The organism is Jidongwangia harbinensis (assembly GCF_020216025.1).
Taxonomy (GTDB): Bacteria; Actinomycetota; Actinomycetes; order Mycobacteriales; family Micromonosporaceae; genus Actinoplanes; species Actinoplanes harbinensis.
Genome location: NZ_JAIWNC010000056.1, coordinates 56,502 through 70,397 on the forward strand (window position 1 = coordinate 56,502; position 13,896 = coordinate 70,397).

Consider the following 13,896-nt stretch of genomic DNA (forward strand, 5'->3'; position numbering starts at 1 on the left):
GCGCGAGTCGTTCGGGATGGCTCACCGGCCGCCCGTCACCGGACGCCGCTCATCAGGCGGGTGATTGGCCGCCGGGCGAGCGCGAGCAGCACGCCGAGCACGATCGCCACGGCGCCGAGCACCCCGAAGTAGATGGCCTCGCGTTCGGCGCTGTAGAACCGGGCCAGGGTGCCGGACAGCGCGGTGCCGAGGGCCACGGATAGGAAGAACAGGGCCACCATCTGGGTGTGGAAGGCGCGGGGAGCGAGCTTGGTGGACAGGGACAGGCCGACGGGGGACAGCAGCAGTTCGGCGATCGTGAAGACCAGCAGGATGCCGATCAGCGCGGTCAGCGGCGCCGTGTTCGGGCCGCCGCCGGCGAGCGGGAGGAACAGCAGGGACGCGACGCCCATGATGGTCGTGCCGGCGGCGAACTTGACCGGGACGGATGGGGGACCTCGCGCGCCGACTCCGGAAGGCGGCGACGTCCGAGGGCGTACTGGGTCAGGCCGACGGCCATGCCCGCCGCCGCGAGGCCGAAGCCGTAGTGGAAACCGGCGTTCTTCTGCAGCAGCCCGGTCAGCAGCGGACCGGCCAGGGCGCCGATGTTGATGCCGAGGTAGAACAGGGAGAATCCGGCGTCGCGGCGCTCGTCGTGTTCGGTGTAGAGGGTGCCGACGAGCGAGGTGGCGTTCGCCTTGACGCCGCCGCTGCCGACCGCGATCAGGATCAGTCCGGCCGTCACGCCGGTCAGGCCGGGCAGCACGGCCAACGCGACGTGCCCGGACATGACCAGCACCGCGCTGAGGAACAGCACCCGTTCCGAGCCGAGCAGCCGGTCGGCCACCCAGGCGCCGAGGATGGTCGACAGGTACACGGCGCTGCCGTACGCGCCGACGGGCCTGTACGCGGATCTGCCCGAGCCGACCACCGAGAGCGGATCGGGAGCCTACGGCGAGGTCGGGTGACATCCTGCCCCTCTGCAACGACGGGCGCGACCGGACACGCTACTGTCCCTGACCAGCCCGTCGCTACCGACATGCAGATCCGGCTCCAGAACCTGAACCGCGCGGTACGGGTCGGCAGCATTCCGGTGGCCGTCACGTTCGCGAAGGCCGGCTGCCTGACACTCGGGGCACTGGTACAGCCCAGCGACGCCCCGCGGGCCGCCCCCAGCAACCGCTGCCGGGGCCTTGTTGGCAACGCCGTCCGCCACCGCGGTCGCGGAGAATTCTGGCCGCGGGTGAGACGAAGACCGGGCGGGTAGGCACGGGCATGAAGTCCTTCCGCAGAATCTGCGCCACCCTGGTGCTCGGTGCATGTCTCGGGCTCACCGGATGCACCGACGATCCTGAGCCGAACGCACCGGTGAGCAGGCCACCCGCGGCTGCCGCGGTGAGCCTCCCGGACCTCGTGTCCCGAGTCGAGCCCTCGGTAGTCACGGTGCTGGTCGGGAAGGACGGACTAGGGTCCGGTGTGGTGTACCGCGACGGCGGTCTGGTACTCACCAACCAACATGTGGTCGGCGACGCCGGCGATGTCCAGCTCGCTCTCGCGGACGGCTCCCGCGTCGGCGCCCGGGTAGTCGGCGCGGACGCCGTCACGGACCTGGCCGTTCTGCGCGCGGAACGCACCGACATGCCGCCGCTGCCGTTTCGCTCGGAGCTGCCCGCCCCTGGCGAGACCGTCCTTGCGATGGGCAGCCCGCTCGGCTTCATGAACACCGTCACCGCCGGGATCGTGTCCGGCGTGGGCCGGGAGATCCCTGGATCCGCCAGCCAGGGACGGGCACTGGTGGACCTCATCCAAACCGACGCACCGATCTCTCCAGGCAACTCCGGCGGCGCCCTGATCGACACCACCGGTCAGGTCGTCGGGATCAACGACGCCTATTTGCCGCCGTCTACCGGAGCGGTCTCGATCGGGTTCGCCATTCCATCGGCGACGGCGATCGACGTGGCGGAGGACCTGTTGGACGACGGCAGGGTCACCCATCCGTACGTCGGTGTGATGGCCGGCCGACTCACCCCGCAGATCGCCAGGGCGCTCGGCACGGGCACCGAACGCGGTGTCCTGGTCCGCGATGTCGTGGCCGGCGGCCCGGCGGCCAAGGCCGGCATTCGCCCCGGTGATGTGATCACCACCTTCGCCGCGGAGCAGGTCGCCACCGTCGAGGCGTTCCTGGGCGCGTTGCGCGGCGTGGAGCCGGGTCAGAAGGTCACCATTGCGCTGCTGCGGGGTGGACAGAAGCAATCGGTCTCGCTCTCCGTCGGCGCCGCGCCGCGATAGCGGCGGCCCCGGCTTGGCAATCCAGCCGTGTGCCGTCCAGCAGCGCGGAATCGGCGCTGGGTAGACAGAGGACACGCCATGCGCCAGCCACGCACGCCGTACCGACGGGTCGTGGTCGCCGTCATGATCGCACTACGGGCAGGGTGCTCCGGTCGCGGCGGCGACGAGGTGCCTGATGTGGACACGCCGACATCCGAACAGGGTCCCGAGTGCAGAGATTCGCACACACCGCTTACCAGGGCGACTACGCGCTCGACGACGAGGACGGCTACATCGAGTTCGCTGGCCCAGCGGGGGCCGGCCAGGGCGGACGGCTCCCATCTCACGATCAACGGCGTTTGTCACGCAACCGTCACATGCCCGCGGGGTCACCGCCATGTCGGTTCACCAAGGTGATTTCGGGTGTGATGCTCAGCGTCGCGCACTTTCGCGGAGTTGCACCCGGTGCGCCAACTCCCTGATATGCAATGACCAGAGATGCTCCGACGACCGTGGTGAGGATCAGACATGACAGCCGTTCCGGCCGCAGTGGGCACGGGCGTGCAGCTGATCTGTGACGGATGGGGGGACATCGTGGTTGCGAGCGGGTGCGGCCTGCATGACGCGGACGTTGTCTATGTCGCCGTGGCGGAGATCGGCTGGACCGGCTCGGCGTTCACTCGCGGCCCGCACCGGTGCCCCGGTTGCGCCTCCCGGGTCCCGGCTGCGCGTGGGTACCGGGACGAGGACGCCAGAGGCGCCCCGGCGACCGGTCGTGTCTCACAGCATTCCCTCTCGTCGATGTCCCTCGTGCGTGTTGCCGGTGACGTCGACACCGGGGTGGTCGCCGAACTGCGGGCGGCGCTGGAGACCGCACTGGCGGAGCATCCTCGGATCATCATGGACCTGACGCGGGCCGCGACGATCGACTCCGTCGGGCTGGGCACGGTGGTCCGGGCCCGCCAGGCGGCGCGCCGGCGGGGCGGTGACCTGCTGCTGGCGGCGCCGTCACGGTTCGTTCAGACGGTTCTGCACACCATGCGCCTGGACGGAGCATTCCCACCTTCGACACCGTGCCACAAGCGATGTCCGCTGCGCGCGCAGAGCCGCCGGTTGCTGCCAGGGGTCGGCCACGGCCGGATGCGGACTGTTGATGTCACGGCCGCGCACTGACGTGCCGTCGCGGCGGGTCTGCGTCGCGCGGCGTCGTGTCTGGCTGGCGTGGCGGTTGTTCTCCGGCCGGCCCCGCCGGCCTCCGGTCGTGCCGGCTCGCCCGCGTAGACGGCTGCCGGGGCGCTGACCACGCGCATTTCAGGGCGGGTTTCGCGCGGTGTCCACGGTTGCCGTACGCGTGTCGGCCCGCGAGAGGCGGGTATGCAGCCGGCATGCTTCTGCAGAGCTGGTCGGATGTCGGGCGGATCGTCGTCGTCGCCGTGCTGACCTACCCCGCGCTGATCGTCGTCCTGCGTCTGTCCGGCAAGCGGACACTCGCCAAGATGAACGCGTTCGACCTGGTCGTCACCGTGGCGTTGGGTTCCACCCTGGCCACCATCCTGCTCAGCAGGGATGTCGCGTGGGCTGAGGGGCTGACGGCGCTGCTGCTGCTCGTCGCGCTGCAACTGGTCGCCACCTGGCTGTCGGTGCGGTCGCCGATACTGCGCCGGTTGTTGAAGTCGCGGCCCACCCTGTTGCTGCGCGACGGGAAGCTGCTGGCCGAACCCATGCGGGCGCAGCGTGTGACCGACGGAGAGATTCGGCAGGCCGTGCGCGCTCAGGGCATCGGTGATCTCGGCTGGGTGGCCGCGGTGGTGCTGGAGACCGACGGAAGCTTCAGCGTCATCCCCGTGTCGCAGGCCGGCAAGCTGACCGCGATGCACGGTGTGGAGGGCTCTGCGGCTGGACCGTGACTCGTCTGAGCCCGCATCGATACAGGAGGCCCCACTGATGTTGTTGCTGGCGTTCGCCGGCGCGCTGGTGGCCGCTGTTCTGGTGTCGGCGCTGGCCAACCGCACCATTCTGTCCACGGCCGTGCTGTTCCTCGTCGTGGGCGTCGTCCTCGGCCGGGAGACCGCCGGGGTCCTCGACCTGCAGGCCGACGCGCCCATCGTGGCGACGCTGGCCGAACTCGCGCTGTTCGCGGTCCTGTTCACCGACGGCATGCGCGTCGGCTGGGCGGACCTACGATCGGCGTGGCGGCTCCCGGGCCGGGCATTGGGCTGGGGGCTTCCCCTCACCTTGGCGATCACCGCGGTCCTGGCGCACTACGTTGCCGGTCTGGGCTGGGCGGAGTCGCTGCTGATCGGGGCGATCCTGGCGCCCACCGACCCGGTGTTCGCCTCGGCGCTGGTCGGCAACGACAAGGTTCCGGCCCGGCTGCGGCGCCTGCTGAACGTCGAGTCCGGTGTCAACGACGGCCTGGCGTTGCCGTTCGTCATCGTGTTCCTCGCCGTCGCCAGCGGCTCCGAGGACCTGCACCTTGGCGAGCTCGCCGGGGAACTGTCCCTCGGACTGGTCATCGGTGTGTTGGTGCCGCTCGCCGCGATCTTGCTGGAGCGCAGCCGGTGGTTCGCCGCATCCGCGGCGTACGCACCGCTCAACGGCGTCGCGATCGGCCTGCTGGTCCTCGCCCTGGGACAGGCGACCCACGCGAACCTGTTCCTGGCGGCGTTCGCGGCCGGCATCACCGTGGCAACGTTCGGGCCGCGGCAGCGTGCGGCGTTCGAACATTTCGGGGAGAACATCGCCGAGTTGTTCAAGCTCGCCGCCCTGCTGGTGTTCGGCGCCCTGATCTCGTGGTCGTTCCTGGCCGACATCTCGTGGACCGGCTGGGTCTTCGCCGTTCTTGCGATTTTCGCGGCCCGGCCGCTGGCGTTGTACCTGTCGTTCCTGCGCGCCGGTCTGGGCATGCGGGAGCAGGCCGCCGCCATGTGGTTCGGCCCGAAGGGGTTCGCCTCGGTCGTCTACGGCCTGCTGGTGCTGGAGTCCGGCATCGCCGCCGGCGACGAGATCTTCCACCTCGTGGCGCTCACCATCGTGATGTCCATTCTGCTGCACTCCTCGACCGACGTGGTCGTCGCTCGCATGTTCGACGACCAACGTGAGGCTCCGGCGTGGCACGGGATGCTGTACCGAGCCAGTGGGCGACCGCGCGGTCAAGATCCGCGCCGGCCCGTCACGGGGGGCCGCACGGCTTCCCACGGCGCGGGTAAGGGCCGGACGACCGGGCAGGAAAGCAGCCCCGAATCGGACGACGACGGATAGGCCGTAGCCTCGCGGCCGCCCGAAGCAACAGCTGTCAGCTGCGGCGACGCGTCGCCGGTGCGGCGAGTGCACCCATGACGAGCGCCAGCACCAGAGCGGCTATGCCGACCAGGATCAGCCAGGCAACCGAGAGCAATGCGCCGCAGACGGCGGCGATCGTGCCCGCTACTCCGACGATCAGTATGAAGGTTCGCACGTTGTTCTCCTCTGCTGATCGGATTCGGGGCCTACCACGGGCCAACCGACGGTCGACCCGGCCGACTGTGCGCTTCGTTTCCGGGCACGCGGCAGGCATTCTGTTCGTGTAGTCGGTTCTTTGTTTGCGTCTCAGCTCATGCCGGCGAGCAGGTTGCGGCACGCGTGTTCGCAGATCCTGCACGCTTCCGCGCAGATGCGGCAGTGCTCGTGCATGTCGGCGTGGGACGTGCACTCGTCACCGCAGGACCGGCACGCTACGACGCATGCCTCGAGCAACGTACGGCTGATATTGGCGTCGTAGCCGGTGTGCCGGGACAGCACCCGGGCCGTGGTGGCGCAGATGTCGGCGCAGTCGAGATCGGTGCGGATGCACTTGGTGAGTTCGGCGACCATGTCCTCGCTCAGGCAGGCGTCCGCGCAGGCGGTGCAGGCCTGACTGCAGGCGATCAGCGCCTCGATGGCGACGGCCAACCTGTCACGGTCAAGGTTGATTTCTGCCGGGTACGTCTCCAGCATGGGCCTGGCGATCGTGGTCACGGAAGATCTCCTTCGGGTCGGGTCGGGTCGGGTCGGGTGGGTTCTGGTGCGCTACCCACCGCTTGGGCAGCCAACCGTCCACCGGCTGTCTTCCCACGGCTGCGCCGCGGAACCCGCAGCGGTCAGGCTCCCGGATCGGTCAACATGGTTGCTCCTCGATGTCGCCTGCCGACAGATCGGCTGTCAGGCACCGGTCAGGACCGATCCGCGCGACCGCCGAGGTGTCGGTCAGCGAGGCCATCTGGCGACCCAGCGCCGGCGCGCCGGCGAGTGTTTCTTCGGCGAAACCGACCGGACTGCCGTGCCGCTGCCGGTAGGCATGCGCGGACCGGATCAGGGAAGTCAGCGCAGCGCGCGCGTTCGTTTCGGTCTCCGTGCGCCCTACGGGGTGGGCTGCAGCAGCGTCCAATTCGGCAGTGAGATCGGGCATGCCCGGTCCGGAGATCGTCACCACGTCCTGTGGGGCGTGCAGATCCATGACGGCGACGTTCGAGTTTACGCGGGCGCGCGCCTCACCTGCCGCAGCTTCGGTGTACCCGTCCGGTGCGACGGCAACGAGAGTGGTCGCGCCGGACGCGGCGAATCGGTAGGCGGAGGTGACACCGACAGTAAGTAGGTCCGATCGCGGCTGGCACTGGTGGCCGGCGCCGCCCGAGCCTTCGTTGACCACGAGAACGCAGAGTTGCCCGTCCAAGGCTTCCAGAAGGTAGATCCGCTCAGATCCTCGGCTCGCCACCAGGCTGCCTTCCCCGGGATGCACCAGGGGAGTGCTGTCCATCGCCCCCATACCGGTCCTGCCGAGTTGCACCCGCGTGTCGAGTGCAGACAGATGCGGGGCAGCGTGGCGGTCGCTCAGGGCAGGTGGGCGGTCCGCCACCTGCGCGACGACATAGGGCGCCGCGAGGGCCGCAGCCACAACGACTGCGAGGGGCCCGGCGGTACGCAGTCGGTGCCGACGGCGCGCGGCACGTGCCAGTCGATCGGGGTCGAGCCGCCGTCGGGGCCCGGATACGACACGGTGCATGAGCTCTGCCAGATGCAGGTTCACCGCGAACTCCCCGGCAACTCAGGCGATGCCAAATCCGGATCGCGACGCGGGCCGTCCAGCGCCTTCGACGTCTCGCCCTGCACGACGGCGACGGAGCAACCCATCGCGGTCGCGGCGTCCGTCTTGGAGACCAGCAACTTGTTGCTCTTCGGCCGGCACAGGTAAGCGTCCGTAGCTTCGCTCGCGGCAAGGCGTGACCACTGCCGCCATGCCCGCGTCAACGCCGTCCGGACGAGGTCCCGCGCCGCCCGCCAGGTGCCGCCCAATTGGCCGGCGGTGTGTAACAGGTGTCGTCGGCGAGCGAGCACGTACCCCCGCAAGTCCTTTGCCGTATCCAACGGTCCTCCTACGATGTGCCCTCACTCGCACGAAGCGGATCGCCTGTTCAGGATGTTGCCTCGTCGGGACGGCTGGTCTGTACCGTGCCGCAGGTGACAATCGAATGCCGCCGAGCCTCGCGTGGCCGCATCGATGGCCGGGGGTGATTCGGCGCTGCCGACAAGCCTGACCGCGGCGTGCGTAGTGCTGCCCGCGGTTGCGTGACGTTCGTGTGACACCGACGTCCCCGCACGGGTACACCACGTGGCCCGGTGACAGGGATCGCATCGGTTCGCTGTGCGCCGGTCCGCACCAGCCGATACATTGGTACACGGTGCGCCGGGAAGTCTGGTCGGCAGCGGACGACCCGACCCCGGAAATGAGAATTGCGTTGAATACCAAGCCGGATCACGATCGCCTGTTCGGCCACGGGACCTGGCCGGAAGCCCGCCGCGTCGCCGACGTTTTGCGCAAGGAAACCATCGGCGGTGCGCTGCTGCTTGCCGGCGCCGTCGTTGCGCTCGTTTGGGCGAACTCGCCGTGGGCGTCCGGGTACGAAGCCATGCGCGCCTACACGATCGGGCCGGCGGCGCTGCACCTGGACCTGTCGGTGGCGGCATGGGCGGCGGATGGCCTGCTGGCGATCTTCTTCTTCGTCGCCGGGCTGGAACTCAAACGCGAATTCGTTGCGGGTGACCTGCGCGATCCCCGGCGCGCGGCGGTGCCGATCGCCGCGGCGATCGGCGGGGTGGCCGTCCCCGCACTGGTCTACGTGCTGTTCAACCTCGACTCAGCGGACGGCGCCGCGCGCGGGTGGGCCATTCCCACCGCCACCGACATCGCGTTCGCGCTCGCGGTGCTGGCCGTCATCGGCCGGTTCCTACCGCATGCGCTGCGGACGTTCCTGCTCACCCTCGCCGTGGTCGACGATCTGCTCGCGATCGTCATCATCGCCGTGTTCTACACCACCGACCTGTCCGTCGTGCCGTTGCTGGCCACGCTGGTGCCGCTGGCGGCGTTCACCGTCCTGGTCCAGCGCCGGGTCCGGTCGTGGTGGCTGCTGCTGCCGTTGGCGTTCGCGGCGTGGGCGCTGATGCACGCCTCCGGAGTGCACGCCACTGTCGCGGGTGTGCTGCTCGGCTTCGCCGTACCCGTGATCCGTAGTCAGCAGGCCGGGGGGCCCGGCGCCGGTCCCGGACTGGCCGAACACTTCGAACACCGCTTCCGGCCCGTCTCGGCGGGTATCGCGGTGCCGATCTTCGCGCTCATGTCGGCGGGTGTGGCCATCGGTGGGCTCAGCGGCCTGGGCTCGGCACTGAGCGATCCGGTTGCCATCGGCATCGTGGCCGGTCTGCTGATCGGCAAGCCGGTCGGTATCACCGCCGCCACCTGGCTCGTCGCCCGCTTCACCCGGGCCCGGCTCGATGCCGGACTGGGCTGGATCGACGTCGTCGGGCTGTCCGTGCTCGCCGGCATCGGTTTCACGGTGTCCCTGCTGATCGGGGAGCTCGCTTTCGGGATCGGCAGCGAACGCGACGACCACGTCAAGGTCGCCGTGCTCACCGGCTCGCTGGCCGCCGCCCTGATCGCTGCGGTCATCCTGCGCCTGCGTAACCGCACCTACCGCCTGCTGCGCGAGGCGGAAGTCGCGGACCGCAACCGCGACGACATTCCCGACGTCTACCAGCAGTGACGCCGGCAGCCTGCCCAACGCCGAACCGGTCAGGTGGGCACGGCGTAGAGAGTGCGTTGCACCGCGGCGATCACGTCGTCCAGGAGGATCCGGGGAAGGCTTCACCTATGCGACCGCCGACACCACCGTCTACGCCGGCGACATTCCGATGGCGGCCGGCAGGACCCGCCGGACCGAAGCCTCTGCCAATCTGAGTGACCTCGTACGGGTGTCTGCCGCCCATATGGGCCCGCCGGCACCATCGGGTCGGATTCCATCCTGGGACGATGGCGGCGCCGGCTCCCGCCGGCAGCCGTCTCCGTGCCGTGCTCCTCCTCGCAGTGGTTGTTGACGGGGCTCTCGATGAGCACCCGCATCAGTAGCCGGGACCATCGGCTCGGCAGAGATCGGCCCCGGCTAGCACACCCCGCCGACCGTCCAAATGTCGACGTACGGCGTTGCGCCGGGGCTTGACCCTAGGAACGTAAGTCCCGGCGGCGGTAGCCGGCGACACCCACGATGGTCAGGACGGTGGCCACGGCGAGCATCACCGATGAGGCCGTCATGCTGGCCTCGGTGAGTGGTACGGGCGCCAGGTGCGCGAACGGTGAGATGTCGCGTACCCAGTCCGGCGCGGCGACGCTGTCGGCGATGACGAGCAACAGGAACCCGCCGGTGGTGGGGAGGCCGCCGAGGAGCCCGGTCCAGCGAGGTGTCCAGCCGATCGCGAACACCGCCGTGCCGAGGCTGAGCAGCACGATGGGCAGGACGTTCCAGGTACCGCTTAGTGCGGCGTCTACGGCGAGTTCACCACCGATGGCGGTGATCCCGAGCCAGGTCGCCAGGCCGGCGCCGGTGACCAGGACCGCCGCGGCTACGGCGGTGACGGCGATCTCGGCACCGATCAGCCGGATCCGGGTGATCGGCTGACTGGTGAGCTGGGTCAGTCGCCGGTCGGTCTCGTCCGCCAGGAACGCGGTCATCCGCGCGGTAACGAAGCCACCGACCGGCATGGCGAGGATCGCGAACAGGGTCGCGGTGAACCCGGCGATGCTGCCGAGGCCTTCGAAGCCGGCCTGGGAGGCGTCGCCGGCCAGGGCCGGGTTGTCGCGCAGGAAGTCGGTGACCGATACGGCGGTCAGCCCGATCAGCAGGTAGTAGGCGCCGATGCCGATCATCCAGCCGGTCAGCGGCCGCGTCACCCGGCGTACCGCGAACGTCTCCACGCTCGCCAGTAGCCGGGTCCGCGGGCGGCGTCCGGCCGCTGCGGGGATCAGACCGTCGTGCACGTCGCGCCGGCGGGCTGCGGTCAACGTCAGCACGGTGATGAGCGCGGTGGCGGCGGCCAGCAGGAGCAGCGGCAGGACCCGGTTGTGGACGTAGGGCCCGCTCAGGGAGAGCAGCCCGAACGGCGAGAGCCAGTGCAGCCAGCCGAGTGCGGTGACCCCGTCGCCGATCATGCGGGCCAGCAGGCCGAGGCAGAGCACCGCTACGGCCGTGCCGGTCGCGGGGGAGCGGGCGGGGAAGACCTGGGCGGTCAGCGCGGCTACCGCGACGGAGAACATCCCGAGCAGGCCGATGCCGGCGCCGTGCAGCACCGCGCCTGTCGGTGCGGTGCCGGACAGCAGCAGCACGGCCGTGACGGCGGTTGCGGTGGCGGCCGCAACCGCCATCACGGGGGCCAGGTGGCGCAGCAGGACGGCCGGTGCCCGAAGGCGGCCGGACAGCAGCAGATCCCAGCGGCCGGCGTCCTCCTCGCCACGGGTGATCCGGGTGGTCGCGAGGATGGACCAGACGCCGAGCAGGATCGCGATGACGGTGCCGACCCGCCACACGGTGAACCCGCCGGCGGTGTCGAGGCCGACCGGTGCGCCGAACAGCGTCCGGATCGCCGGGTTGCCGGCCAGGGCCTGCAGACTGCCGGCCGCCGCCGGGTCGGCCATGACCTGCGCGTAGGTGGCGGCGACGAGCGCGGTCATTCCGGCGCTGAGCCCGGCGACGAGCAGACCGCCGCGCCGGATTTGGCGGATCGCCAGCCACGTGACGGCCCGGCCAGGCGCGGGAGCGGATGCCAGCTGGGAGTTGGCGGGGGCGGGGAGGGTGCCGAGGCTCATCGGGTCGCCTCCGTCCCGTAGTAGTCGAGGAAGATCTCCTCCAGGCTCGGTTCCCGCATGGTCAACGCGGTGACCTCCACGGCGGCGAGCGCCCGCAGCGCGGGGGCGGGCTCACCGGTGAGGGTGAACCGCAGTCGTCGCTCGCCGGCCGACTCGATCGCCTCGACACCGGGGATCCCACTCAGATCAGGTGCCATGCCGGCGTAGGTGATCGTCACGTCGGAACGATGCAGGCCCCGCAGGTCTTCGATCGTCGAGACGTCGACGAGCCGGCCGGCACGCAGGATCGCGACCCGGTCGCAGACGGCCTCGACCTCGGCGAGCTGGTGCGAACTGAGGAAGACGGTCTGCCCGCGGTCACGGGCCTGCCGGACCGCGGTGCGGAACTCGCGTTCCATCAGCGGGTCCAGCCCGCTGGTCGGCTCGTCGAGCACCAGCAGCGGGGCCCGGGTGGCGAACGCGGCGATCAAGGCGACCTTCTGCCGGTTGCCCGTCGAGTAGGTACGGGCCGGTTTCGACGGGTCGAGAGCGAAACGGTCGACCAGTTCCTCGCGGTAGGCCAGATCGGTACCGGGCCCGGTCCGGGCTTGCAGGTGCAAAATCTCGGCGCCGGTCAGTTGCGGCCACAACGCCACATCGGCGGGTACGTAGGCCAGACGCTGGTGAGCGCTTGCCACGTCGGCGGCGTCGACGCCGAACACTTCGGCCCGGCCGGCGGTGGGCCGGGCGAGGCCGAGCAGCAGGCGGATGGTGGTGGACTTACCGGCGCCGTTGGGGCCGAGGAACCCGAACACCTCACCCGCAGGGACGTCCAGGTTCAGGGTGTCCAGGGCGGTCAGGTGGCCGTACCGTTTCGTGAGGTCGACAGCGCGCAGCGCGGGAACGGTCATCGCGGGAAGCCCTTTCGATCGGCATGGAGTCATGACCGCCGACCAGACTTCCCGGCACACCTGCGGCTCACCGTACTCCCCGCCCACACCTGGCGGTAGCCCCCGCGTTCAGCGCGGCGGGCAGGAATCCCGCCGCTGATAGCCGTCAGAATTTCAAGCCGGCGGGGTCCGACACCGCAGCGGCGGACGTCATGGGCGCGGGTCGGACCGCCGCGGTCGATAGCGGAAGAAGGCCAGCCCCATGAAGACGAGGGCCAGAGCCGTCGCGCCGAGAGTGAGAACGATGGAGCGGGATTCGATCTGGCTGGCGAACTGTCCCCCAGCCAGAAGCATCAGGCCGACGCCACTGCACAGCGGGTACATCCCCGCGTCACTGGTGGACCGAAACGAAGCCCGCGATCGGTCCGACAAACGACCGGTGGCGAGTACGTAGCAGCCGTACGCGGCCAAGCTGCTGCCGGCAAGGAGCACGGCTACTCGAAGCCAGACAGTGATTCCCATGCCGGCTCATCTACCCGGGTGGTCGTCCCGCGATACCAGGCGTGCTCCTTTCGCCGTACACGAGGGCTTAAGGGAAGTTGTCCTGAGGCACCACAACCGGCTGGGCCTCCGGGAGGGTGGGGGAAGTGGTGCATCGGACATTATTACTGAAGCCGCGACGATAATCTACGTCGATGAATGCACAGGATGATGACACTTGTGTGACAACGGAGATTCTGGGAATTCTATCTGCCGGTAGCGAACGTCACTGGCTGAATCGGCGGGGGCGTGCCACGATCAGGTTATGGACGTGATTTTGTGGGTGATTCTCGCTGCGGTGCTGGCCGTCGCAGAAATCTTCACGGCCACGCTCTTCCTGATCATGTTCTCGGTGGGTGCGACCGCCGCGGCGGCCGCCGCCGCGCTTGGCGCACCCGTACCGCTCCAGGCCGGGGTTTTCGTCGTGGTTTCAGCGCTGACCCTGGCAGCGGCTCGGCCTGCGTTGCGCCGTCACCTGAACCGTCCGGGTCGAGTAGGCATGGGCACGGAACTGATGCAGGGCACCTCCGCCGTCGTCGTGGAACACGTGAATGCCGATAGCGGCATGGTGAAGATCGGCGGCGAACTGTGGCAGGCGCGCTCCCTCGAAAATCTCGGAGACTACCCTCCCGGTGACCGGGTCACAATTGTTGATATCGGCTTGGGTACCGTGGTGGTGTGGCGCGAGGATTTGCCTGGTTCAACCGATCGTGAGCTTTAACGTGCACTCCATATGACCGCAAAGGTGGTTTCTCAAATGGACGCGATCGTCGGCGTCATTGTGGCTGTTCTCGTCTTGTTCGCCGTAGTCTTCCTGGTCAAGACCATCAGAATCGTGCCGCAGCAGCGGATGGACGTCGTCGAGCGCCTCGGCAAGTACAAGCGCACCCTGTCGCCCGGGCTCAACCTGCTCGTCCCGTTCGTGGACGCGGTCCGCACCAAGGTGGACATGCGCGAGCAGGTGGTCAGCTTCCCGCCGCAACCCGTCATCACCTCGGACAACCTGGTCGTCTCGATCGACACGGTGCTCTACTTCAAGGTCGTCGACCCGGTCCGGGCCACGTACGAGATCTCGCACTTCCTGCAGGCCAT

General features: G+C 69.3%; 16 protein-coding genes. 7 read left to right on the forward strand and 9 right to left on the reverse strand.

The features are described from left to right. Nucleotides 1-35: 35 nt before the first annotated feature. Both LDL48_RS40285 and LDL48_RS40290 read right to left on the reverse strand, forming a co-directional pair. A complete protein-coding gene (locus LDL48_RS40285) occupies nt 36-392 on the reverse strand; it encodes an MFS transporter (protein WP_225260454.1) in 357 nt (118 codons plus the stop codon). Continuing rightward, nucleotides 329-856: an oligopeptide:H+ symporter gene (locus LDL48_RS40290; protein ID WP_308016553.1), complete on the reverse strand. Its 528-nt coding sequence runs from the start codon at nt 854-856 to the stop codon at nt 329-331. The genes LDL48_RS40285 and LDL48_RS40290 overlap by 64 nt, the downstream gene beginning before the upstream one ends. Before the next feature lie 398 nt (nt 857-1,254). Here LDL48_RS40290 and LDL48_RS40295 point away from each other — a divergent pair, with 398 nt between their 5' ends. The 4 genes from LDL48_RS40295 to LDL48_RS40310 all read left to right on the forward strand — a co-directional run bounded on the left by LDL48_RS40295 (nt 1,255) and on the right by LDL48_RS40310 (nt 5,508). Further along, nucleotides 1,255-2,268, forward strand: a complete 1,014-nt coding sequence (locus tag LDL48_RS40295; protein WP_225260456.1) for a S1C family serine protease — start codon at nt 1,255-1,257, stop codon at nt 2,266-2,268. 780 nt (nt 2,269-3,048) lie between these two features. Next, entirely contained in the window at nt 3,049-3,420 is a 372-nt protein-coding gene (locus LDL48_RS40300; protein ID WP_225260457.1) for an STAS domain-containing protein, read from the forward strand. Nucleotides 3,421-3,632: 212 nt separating this feature from the next. Then, nucleotides 3,633-4,154, forward strand: a complete 522-nt coding sequence (locus LDL48_RS40305; RefSeq protein ID WP_225260458.1) for a DUF421 domain-containing protein — start codon at nt 3,633-3,635, stop codon at nt 4,152-4,154. A 37-nt stretch (nt 4,155-4,191) separates the two neighbouring features. Then, the gene (locus LDL48_RS40310; RefSeq protein WP_372472300.1) at nt 4,192-5,508 is read left to right on the forward strand and encodes a cation:proton antiporter; all 1,317 of its coding nucleotides are present in this window, start codon (nt 4,192-4,194) and stop codon (nt 5,506-5,508) included. 34 nt (nt 5,509-5,542) lie between these two features. Here LDL48_RS40310 and LDL48_RS40315 read toward each other — a convergent pair whose 3' ends face one another. The 4 genes from LDL48_RS40315 to LDL48_RS40330 form a co-directional block, all read right to left on the reverse strand. Further along, on the reverse strand, nt 5,543-5,704 hold the full coding sequence (locus tag LDL48_RS40315) for a hypothetical protein (protein ID WP_225260459.1): 162 nt from the start codon (nt 5,702-5,704) through the stop codon (nt 5,543-5,545). Nucleotides 5,705-5,835: 131 nt separating this feature from the next. After that, complete coding sequence (locus tag LDL48_RS40320; protein ID WP_225260460.1) at nt 5,836-6,243, reverse strand: four-helix bundle copper-binding protein; 408 nt, start codon at nt 6,241-6,243, stop codon at nt 5,836-5,838. A 139-nt stretch (nt 6,244-6,382) separates the two neighbouring features. Next, entirely contained in the window at nt 6,383-7,291 is a 909-nt protein-coding gene (locus LDL48_RS40325; RefSeq protein WP_225260461.1) for a hypothetical protein, read from the reverse strand. Further along, nucleotides 7,288-7,629 carry a SigE family RNA polymerase sigma factor gene (locus LDL48_RS40330; RefSeq protein WP_225260462.1) on the reverse strand — a complete coding sequence of 114 codons (342 nt, stop codon included), beginning with the start codon at nt 7,627-7,629 and terminating at the stop codon, nt 7,288-7,290. Before LDL48_RS40330 ends, LDL48_RS40325 begins: the two co-directional genes overlap by 4 nt. A 359-nt stretch (nt 7,630-7,988) precedes the next feature. Here LDL48_RS40330 and nhaA point away from each other — a divergent pair, with 359 nt between their 5' ends. Continuing rightward, nucleotides 7,989-9,302: a Na+/H+ antiporter NhaA gene (gene nhaA, locus LDL48_RS40335; RefSeq protein ID WP_225260472.1), complete on the forward strand. Its 1,314-nt coding sequence runs from the start codon at nt 7,989-7,991 to the stop codon at nt 9,300-9,302. A 455-nt stretch (nt 9,303-9,757) separates the two neighbouring features. On the opposite strand, the gene LDL48_RS40340 is transcribed toward nhaA, so the two are convergent. The 3 genes from LDL48_RS40340 to LDL48_RS40350 all read right to left on the reverse strand — a co-directional run bounded on the left by LDL48_RS40340 (nt 9,758) and on the right by LDL48_RS40350 (nt 12,786). Beyond that, on the reverse strand, nt 9,758-11,395 hold the full coding sequence (locus tag LDL48_RS40340; RefSeq protein WP_225260463.1) for an ABC transporter permease: 1,638 nt from the start codon (nt 11,393-11,395) through the stop codon (nt 9,758-9,760). Beyond that, on the reverse strand, nt 11,392-12,285 hold the full coding sequence (locus LDL48_RS40345; protein ID WP_225260464.1) for an ABC transporter ATP-binding protein: 894 nt from the start codon (nt 12,283-12,285) through the stop codon (nt 11,392-11,394). Before LDL48_RS40345 ends, LDL48_RS40340 begins: the two co-directional genes overlap by 4 nt. A 189-nt stretch (nt 12,286-12,474) precedes the next feature. Further along, a complete protein-coding gene (locus LDL48_RS40350) occupies nt 12,475-12,786 on the reverse strand; it encodes a hypothetical protein (RefSeq protein ID WP_225260465.1) in 312 nt (103 codons plus the stop codon). A 283-nt stretch (nt 12,787-13,069) separates the two neighbouring features. Here LDL48_RS40350 and LDL48_RS40355 point away from each other — a divergent pair, with 283 nt between their 5' ends. Together LDL48_RS40355 and LDL48_RS40360 are read left to right on the forward strand one after the other, a co-directional pair. Further along, nucleotides 13,070-13,525 carry an NfeD family protein gene (locus LDL48_RS40355; RefSeq protein ID WP_225260466.1) on the forward strand — a complete coding sequence of 152 codons (456 nt, stop codon included), beginning with the start codon at nt 13,070-13,072 and terminating at the stop codon, nt 13,523-13,525. Between the two features lie 36 nt (nt 13,526-13,561). Beyond that, the coding region (locus tag LDL48_RS40360) for an SPFH domain-containing protein (protein WP_255630304.1) at nt 13,562-13,896 on the forward strand (335 nt) is incomplete at its 3' end.